The sequence below is a fragment of the Streptomyces sp. NPDC051219 genome (assembly GCF_040682335.1).
GTDB lineage: Bacteria > Actinomycetota > Actinomycetes > Streptomycetales > Streptomycetaceae > Streptomyces.
On sequence record NZ_JBFBAS010000058.1, the window covers coordinates 20047 to 27713 of the forward strand.

Below are 7667 nucleotides of genomic sequence, written 5' to 3' on the forward strand. Positions count from 1 at the left end.
ACATCGGGCGCTATGAGATGAGCTGCTCGCCTGCACCGGTCATTGTTGTCTGCATGGGATGACAGGATGGTGACTGTATTTGTGACAGGGGCGCCCAGGTGTGTTCGGAGATCTCTCTCGACAAGGACGGGCGAGCCCTGGGGCGCGCCACGGTGCTGCACCGTGCAGCTCACCTGACGCCTCCCTCATGTGCGTGTGCAAGCATGCGCTGGGCACGCTGTGCTGGAAGGGAAACCCGCGCAGACTACTCGGCAAGCTTTCCTTCGGTCGAGACCTCTTCCATCAGGGAGGAAATCTCGTCCGGGATGGCCGGAATGCTCTCGCGTGTGATATCTGTCGTCGGGGACCACACGAGGTTGACCTGCAGTGCGGGGTCCATGTCCGGGTAGTCGCTGCGGTTGTGGCAGCCGCGGGTCTCACGGCGCTCGAGTGCCGCTTCGAGTGTGGCCCGTGCGGCCAGGGCGGCAGCCTTGAGGTCGAAGGCGTGGGCGAGATCCTGATAGCCGGCGATGTCGGGATGGATGCCGACGTCCTCCATCCGCCCCTCGATCACAGCGAGTTCCGCAAGCCCGGCGCGCAGCCCTTCCTCGTCGCGTACGACGCCCGCGTGCTCGGTCATGGTGTTACGGATGGCGCGCTGCAGTGCCCGGACGTTCTCCGGTCCGTCCGCGGTGAGCAGGTCGTCGACCTCCGCACGGGCCTCGGCCACCGCTGATGCCGACCGCGGTTGCGCAGTCAGCGACTCAGAGTAGGCGGCTGCTGCTTGTCCGGTGATGCGGCCGTAGACGAGCAGCTCGATGAGGCTGTTGCCGCCGAGGCGGTTGGCGCCGTGCAGCCCGCTGGCCGCCTCACCGATGGCATAAAGGCCCCGGACGTCGGTGCTGTGGTCCTCGGGCCGGACCCAGACCCCGCCCATCGAGTAGTGCGCAGTGGGCGCGATCTCGATCGGCTCGCGGGTGATGTCCAGCATCTGCAGGTCCAGAAGCGTCTGGTAGACCCGGGGGAGCCGGGTCATGATCGTCTGCCGGGGGAGGTGGGAGACATCGAGCCACACTCCTCCCTTGGGTGTGCCGCGACCTTCCTTGATTTCCGTGTAGGAGGCGAGGGCCACGCGGTCGCGGGTGGAGAGTTCCATGCGCTCGGGGTCGTAGCGGGTCATGAATCGCTCGCCGAGCGTGTTGCGCAGGATGCCGCCCTCGCCGCGTGCGGCTTCGCTGACGAGGGTGCCGGCCGCGTTCTCCGGTTCGATGATCCCGGAAGGGTGGAACTGGACCAGCTCAGGGTCGCGCAGGCGCGCCCCGGCCTCGACGGCCAGCCGGAACGAGTCACCGGTGTTCTCGTCGCGTCGTGAGGAGGTGCGGCGCCAGATGCGGGTGTGGCCGCCGGCCGCGAGAATGACGGCGTCGGCGTGGATGAGGTAGCGCGTGCCGTTCGTGAGGTCGAAGCCGTAGGCCCCGAACACGGCACCGTCGTGGACCAGGAGACGGGTGATGTAGACGCTGTCGAGCATGGGAATGTCGAGCTGGCCTGCGCGCCTGATGAGCGTGCGCTGGATCTCCAGGCCGGTGTAGTCGCCGGCGAAGGCGGTGCGGCGGAACTTGTGCGCGCCGAAGAACCGCTGGGAGATGCGGCCGTCCTCCTCCCTGGCGAAGGCCATGCCGTAGCGCTCCAGATCGTCGATGCCCAGGGCGGCGCCCTGGGCGACGATCTCGGCGGTACGGGGATCGCCGAGCAGGTAGCTCTCCTTGAGGGTGTCCGCGGCGTGCTGCTGCCAGCTGTCCTCGGGGTCCAGCGTGGCCAGGGCCGCGTTGATTCCCCCAGCAGCGAGGGCCGTGTGGGCGTCCTCCTTGGGGCGCTTGCCGACGGCGAGGACATCGATACCGGCCTCGGCCAGCCCGATCGCCGCCCGCAGGCCGGATCCGCCGGTACCGATCACCAGCACCATGGTAGAAATACGCTGTTCGGTGATAGCCACGATTACTCCGATCGACTTGGTCGTCATTGAGTACGACCGGGCGATCGAGGTAATTGTGACACCGGGATCGCGGACTTTCCTTCTCAGGAAGCCCGTTGACGAAGAACATGTGCGGCGCGGCGGCGGGCGGGGCCGCGGGTTCCCTTCATCGGTGCTGCCAGGCGCTCTGCCCGGCACGGCATGCGTGCGCTGGTACGTGGGTGAGGGGTGACGACGGCCTGCGAAGTCGTCGCCCCTCACCTACGTGGGCGAAGCGTCAGGGGAGGAGGCTGTCCAGGGGGACACTGGGATCGGCCAGGAGGACGTCGTCGATGCCGGACCCGGATAGGATCAAGGAACGGATCGGATCGATGACGTCCCACACATTGACGCTCATCCCCGCGAGTACGCGGTTCCCCGACATCCAGAAGGCGATGAACCGCCGTTCGGCGGCCTCGCCGCGGAAGATGACACGGTCGTAGCCGCCCGGCTCCGTGTACCCCGTGTACTCCATGCCGAGGTCGTACTGATCCGTGTAGAAGTACGGCAGCCTGTCATAGACGGCGTCCTCGCCGAGCATGCTCAGGGCGGCCGCGCGTGGCTGGTGCAGTGCATTGGCCCAGTGCTCGACACGGATGTGATGGCCGAGCAGCGGGTGGTAGGCGTTGGCGACGTCACCCGCGGCATGGATGTCGGCCACCGAGGTCCGCAGGTGCTCGTCGGTGACGATGCCGTTCCGCACGTCCAGGCCCGCTTCCTCCGCAAGTCGGACGTTGGGTGTGATGCCGATGCCCACGACCACGGCGTCCGCGGCCAGGTGGCTGCCGTCGGCGAGCGTCACCCCGTCCACGCGACCGCCGGTTCCGGTGATGCTCTCGACCTGCGCGCGGGGGCGTAGATCCACCCCATGATCCTTGTGCAGGCCGGCGAACACTTCTGCCGCCTCGCGCCCGAGCACCTTGAGCAGCGGCAGCTCCGAGTGTTCGAGCATCGTCACCTCCGCCCCCGCCATCCGTGCGGCCGCGGCGGTCTCGAGGCCGATCCAGCCGCCGCCGATGACGACGATCTTCGCCCCCTTGGTGAAGGCGGCTTTGAGCCTTTCGCTGTCTCCCACGCGCCGCAGATACAGAACGTTGGCGAGATCTGCGCCGGGAATGGACAGACGGCGCGGAGACGAACCGGTCGCCAGGAGCAGTTTGGCGTAGGGCACACGACGCCCGTCGTCCAGCTCCACCTCCTTGGCCCGCGCATCGACAGCCCTCACGCTCGTGCCCAGGAGCAGGTCGACGTCGTGCTCCGTGTACCAGTCCTCGGGGTGCACGTAGATCGAGTCGCGCTCCTCCTTGCCCAGCAGGTAGCCCTTGGAGAGGGGCGGCCGGATGTAGGGTCGCTCCTGCTCGTCGCCGATGATGAGGAGCGAGCCGCGGTGGCCGTGCTCCCGCAGCGTCTCCGCTGCCTTGCCCGCGGCCAGGCCGCCTCCGACGATTACGAAGGTATTTACAGGGGACACGTTGTTCCTCATCTCGGGTGTCGCATGCTGCGAGCCATGTTATGAGAGTCACCAATCAGACAGCGTGACTGCGCACCCTGTGACAATGGCCGTTCAGCCATCGTGACGTCGGCGGCAGTGTGAGGCGCCTGATCGGACGTGCAGCCCTCGACGTACACGTATGGGCCACTGTCACAACATCATGGGTTCCTGGTCATACGGCTAGCCGAACGGGCTGCAGTGGTCAACCCATCCGTGATCGTCTCCGCTGACGACAAAGGAGGAGAAGATGACGTATGTCATTGCGCAGCCCTGCGCCGATATCAAGGACAGGGCCTGTGTGACGGAATGCCCGGTGGACTGCATCTACGAGGGCGAGCGGACGCTCTACATCAACCCTTCTGAGTGCGTCGACTGCCATGCGTGCGAGCTGGCCTGCCCGGTGGAGGCCATCTTCTACGAGGATGACCTCCCGCAGCGCTGGGCGCACTACAGGTCCATCAATGCCGAGTACTTCGAGCAGCCTTTGGAGTGGCAAAATGCCCCGGTGGTCGCCGTGCGTGGCATCCGGCGCATTCGGCGAGGCCTTCACTGTGCGTCGATCACTGCAGTCGTGGGCAGGATCCGGCGGCCCTTCTTCTTCCGTAACTGTTCACGGAGCGTGTCGTGGATCTCCTCGGCGGTGCCGTCCGCCTCCCACGCCTGGAAGTAGCCGTAGACCGTTGTGTGAGGAGGCAGGTCGTGCGGCAGGTACCGCCACGCGATGCCGGTGCGCGCGACATAGAGGATCGCGTTCACGACCTCACGAAGGTCGGTGGTCGGCTCCCGGCCCTCGGCACGCGCTGCCCGCCACTCCAGCAGTAACGGCTCGAGGCAATTCCCACTGGTCGTCCTTCAAATCCGAGGGATACGCCCGTCGTTCAGTCACCACATAGTGAATACAGCCTCGGTAGCAGCTCCCGCTACGAGATCATGGAGCCGAGGTCCCTCCCGCCACCGAGCGATCTGGACAGTTGGGGGGAATCCCCTACCGAACGCCCTCTCAGAACGCGCAGCACAGAAGGTGTGACAACACGCTCAGGTCCTCCGGTTCCGAAGCCAAGTGATGGTGACGTCTTGAGGACACAACAGGAGGAAAGACTGTCACACGGATATGAGTACCTCTGTCTTACTGGTAACTGGCGAGACACCGCATCCGGGCGGAGCTCGCCGTCCCGTTGGTGATCACCGGCCACGAGCGGTGGATCCTCCCAGGAGAGGCAGACTGATGTCCGTACGCACCGTATCCGTTCGTGAGGGCCGGCGTCTTGCCCGCTCCATCTCTGTCGGGCCTCACATCCTGACAGCAGACAAACCTGAACCCATCAGCACGATAGGGGACCCACACCTGGGGAACTGTTCCTGGCCGCGCTCGGGTCGTGCACCTCCATGGCGGTCCGCGCATATGCGGGCCGGCACCGGTGGCAGCTCCACCAAGTCGATGTCAGGCCTTGTGACGTCGGTCAGTCGGGAGATGGCAGTGCCTTCTCGCGCTCGTCGACGCAGCGGGGAGGGAAGTGTTGCTGCGGGCGACAACGGAGCGTCGGACGCCAGGCCCGGGCGCACAAAGGGAGCGGGGGTGAGAACCGCAGAACAGCGAGACCTGCCGCCAAGCATGCCGTTCCGCCCATAGGCCGCAGGCTCCGCCGATCTCGAGAGGTGCTCAGCCGCCCAGTGACGCCACATATGGCGATAGCTTGGCCGGATTCATCACCCACATGACCCGGTCGATCCCTTCCGCCGACACATCGACGGACAACAAGGCCACGGCGTTCCCGCCGTGCGAGACAAGGACGGCCAGCCGGCCATTGGCCTCGACCCACCGAATGTGCGAGTGGGACCAGAAACGCGGCGCGAAGGCAACAAGATACTTGGAGACGTGCGGACGTCCGATGACCGGAATCTTCGATGCGCGCACCGCCCCTCCGCCGTCGGAGTAGCTGACGACGTCCGCAGCGAGAACATCCTCGAGCACTGTGAGGTTGCCCGTCTGTGCTGCGGTGAGGAAGACTTCCAGCAGGCGCCGGTGATCAGCCGGGCTGACCCGCTCTCTGCGCTCGGCGGCCAGGTGCTTGCGTGCACGGCTAACCAGCTGGCGGGTATTGGCCTCACTCGTATCCAGGATGTCTGCGACCTGCTTGTAGGGGTAGTCAAAGGCTTCCCTCAGGACATAGGCGGCCCGTTCCACCGGGTTCAGCCTCTCGAGGAGGAGGAGAACCGCCAGTTCGAGTGCCTCAGCCCGTTCCGCCCCCAGTTGCGGGTCCAGACTGGTATCGACCGGCTCGGGAAGCCACGGGCCGGTGTAAGACTCCCGCCGCACCCTGGCGGACTGGGCAAAGTTGATTGCCAGACGTGCGGTGACGGTGGTCAGGAAGGCTGTCGGCTCGAGGATGTTCGTGCGGTCGACGTTCTGCCACCGCAGCCACGCTTCCTGGAGGATGTCCTCGGCTTCCACAGAGCTGCCCAGTATGCGGTACGCGATACCGAAGAGCTGCGGGCGCGCTGCGAGGAAATCCCTCGTCGCCTGGTCAAGGGAGTCAACGTCATCCCCAGCGTGCATGGTCGTCCCTTCCGGCCCCGACGCCACCATGCTACAAGCCGCTTCAGCAGCGTGCGCTTGCGGCCGTGGGTGGCTCACACAGCCCCCGAACCTCATGAGCAAACAATGGCACTCATCAGGTCGTCGGCCCACTCGCTCCCGAGGGGCGGCCAAGCCGCCGCGGCTTGAGGCGGCACGGAGAACCCGCAGAGATCTGCCACCCCATGCACCCATGCTCCCTCGTGTCACACATCCGGTGCCTCCCCTGTCTGATGTACGAACCACGGAGGGCGGAACATTCGGGGACGGAGAAAGGGTCGACCCAAAAGAATTTTGCCGCGCTATTTGGCTTGCCCTGCAGCGAAAATATATGGAGACGGTCATGGCTACGATAGAGGCCAACGCGCTGATCGCTCGCGAGAATGCCTCATTGGAGCGGGGTCTGCTTCCCGCACCGGTGCTGCGTGGAGACGACTTCACGGCGGCTTCACGTTACGAGCCGGGGCGGTCCCACGCACTTCTGAGCGGTGACTTCTATGACGTGGTGCAGACTGCGGATTCGACTGTGCACGTCATATTGGGGGATGTTTCCGGGCACGGAGCGGCTGAGGCCGCTCTGGCTGTTCACTTGCGTGTGGCCTGGCGGACAGCCGTTCTCTGCGGCAAGACTCAACTCGAGCAGCTATGTATTCTCGAAAGGTCCCGTGGCGAGGACATCCTGCTTCCTGATCCGACCTCCGATGCCGGATCCCTGAACGGAGGAAAGGTCAACGTCGTTCCCTGCGGCAAGTTTCCGTACCAGCGGGGTCACATACACGTCTCCCATACCGTCGCCGCTGGGGGCAGGGGCAGCGGGGGCCACTGCGGGCTGAGGCGCAGGCACCGGGGCCGGTGTGGTGGGGGCCGCCACGGGCACGGGCGAGGGGTCACCGGGCTGAGCCGTAGGCACGGGATCAGGAGCGACGGGCGCCTGCGGTGCGGGTCAGGAGCCTGATACTCACGGGACGGGGAAGGACCAGGTGCCGCCGGAGCAGCCTCCGGCGCGCCAATGACTGGCGCCGACCTCGGTCGTCTCGTCCTCAGCGATGGTGATTTCCAGCAGCACGCCCGTGGCGGGGGAGGGGATCTCGGTGCCGACCTTGTCGGTGGAGACTTCGAGTAGGGGTTTGTCGGCCTGGACCGTCTCGCCTATGTGCTTCAGCCAGCGGGTGACGGTGCCCTCAGTGACACTCTCTCCGAGGGACGGCAGGGTTACGGAAACCGCCATGATTTCGGTTGCTCCTCACCGCAGGGCGCCGCGGCACCCCTTGCTCTTCTCCACGCCCTGCGGTTCGCAGGTTCAGTTCCAGCGCGCTGTAGGTTCGGTTCACCCTTGCCAGCCGTAGCGATCGCGGGCCTGCGTTACCGTCTCTGAACCGTTCCGGGTTTGATCGAGACTCTAGGTCGTGACTGTGACCTGGGCAGGGCGATTGCAAAGTCTCATGATCTTGGATCTGTGCTGGTCAGCTGAGGCCGAGGAGAGTCAGCGGCCGTTCGAAGGGGTGGAGGGCCATCTCGCGGAGTCCGGCGGCGATGTTGGTGTGGCCGGCGTGGCGGAGCTGGTTGATCGCGAAGCTGCGGAGGGTGGCCATGTTCTCCGGCCCATG

General features: G+C 65.7%; 5 protein-coding genes and 3 pseudogenes. 3 read left to right on the forward strand and 5 right to left on the reverse strand.

Annotated elements, in window-relative coordinates; all coding sequences use genetic code 11:
- Positions 1 to 244: 244 nt before the first annotated feature.
- Positions 245 to 1945 carry an FAD-binding protein gene (locus tag AB0M62_RS33365; protein WP_366078094.1) on the reverse strand — a complete coding sequence of 567 codons (1701 nt, stop codon included), beginning with the start codon at positions 1943 to 1945 and terminating at the stop codon, positions 245 to 247.
- 286 nt (positions 1946 to 2231) lie between these two features.
- Positions 2232 to 3476, reverse strand: coding sequence for an FAD-dependent oxidoreductase (locus AB0M62_RS33370; RefSeq protein WP_366078092.1), 1245 nt, complete (start codon positions 3474 to 3476; stop codon positions 2232 to 2234).
- A 256-nt stretch (positions 3477 to 3732) separates the two neighbouring features.
- Here AB0M62_RS33370 and fdxA point away from each other — a divergent pair.
- Positions 3733 to 3963: pseudogene (fdxA, locus tag AB0M62_RS33375) on the forward strand (ferredoxin); the annotation flags it as partial.
- A 68-nt stretch (positions 3964 to 4031) separates the two neighbouring features.
- Here the strand turns inward: fdxA and AB0M62_RS33380 are convergent.
- Positions 4032 to 4304, reverse strand: coding sequence for a transposase (locus AB0M62_RS33380; protein ID WP_366078095.1), 273 nt, complete (start codon positions 4302 to 4304; stop codon positions 4032 to 4034).
- 540 nt (positions 4305 to 4844) lie between these two features.
- Here AB0M62_RS33380 and AB0M62_RS33385 point away from each other — a divergent pair.
- Positions 4845 to 5204 carry a hypothetical protein gene (locus AB0M62_RS33385; RefSeq protein ID WP_366078096.1) on the forward strand — a complete coding sequence of 120 codons (360 nt, stop codon included), beginning with the start codon at positions 4845 to 4847 and terminating at the stop codon, positions 5202 to 5204.
- Here the strand turns inward: AB0M62_RS33385 and AB0M62_RS33390 are convergent.
- On the reverse strand, positions 5146 to 6042 hold the full coding sequence (locus AB0M62_RS33390; protein WP_366078093.1) for an RNA polymerase sigma-70 factor: 897 nt from the start codon (positions 6040 to 6042) through the stop codon (positions 5146 to 5148). The genes AB0M62_RS33385 and AB0M62_RS33390 overlap by 59 nt on opposite strands.
- Positions 6043 to 6334: 292 nt before the next feature.
- Between AB0M62_RS33390 and AB0M62_RS33395 the strand changes: the two are divergent.
- Positions 6335 to 6718, forward strand: a pseudogene (locus tag AB0M62_RS33395) (fused response regulator/phosphatase); the annotation flags it as partial.
- Positions 6719 to 6727: 9 nt separating this feature from the next.
- Here the strand turns inward: AB0M62_RS33395 and AB0M62_RS33400 are convergent.
- Positions 6728 to 7270: pseudogene (locus AB0M62_RS33400) on the reverse strand (biotin/lipoyl-containing protein); the annotation flags it as partial.
- Positions 7271 to 7667: the final 397 nt, after the last annotated feature.

Coding starts and splice junctions, on each gene's coding strand:
- AB0M62_RS33365 (WP_366078094.1), bottom strand. CDS start 1,945: ATGGTGCTGGTGATCGGTACCGGCGGATCCGGCCTGCGGGCGGCGATC.
- AB0M62_RS33370 (WP_366078092.1), bottom strand. CDS start 3,476: ATGAGGAACAACGTGTCCCCTGTAAATACCTTCGTAATCGTCGGAGGC.
- AB0M62_RS33390 (WP_366078093.1), bottom strand. CDS start 6,042: ATGCACGCTGGGGATGACGTTGACTCCCTTGACCAGGCGACGAGGGAT.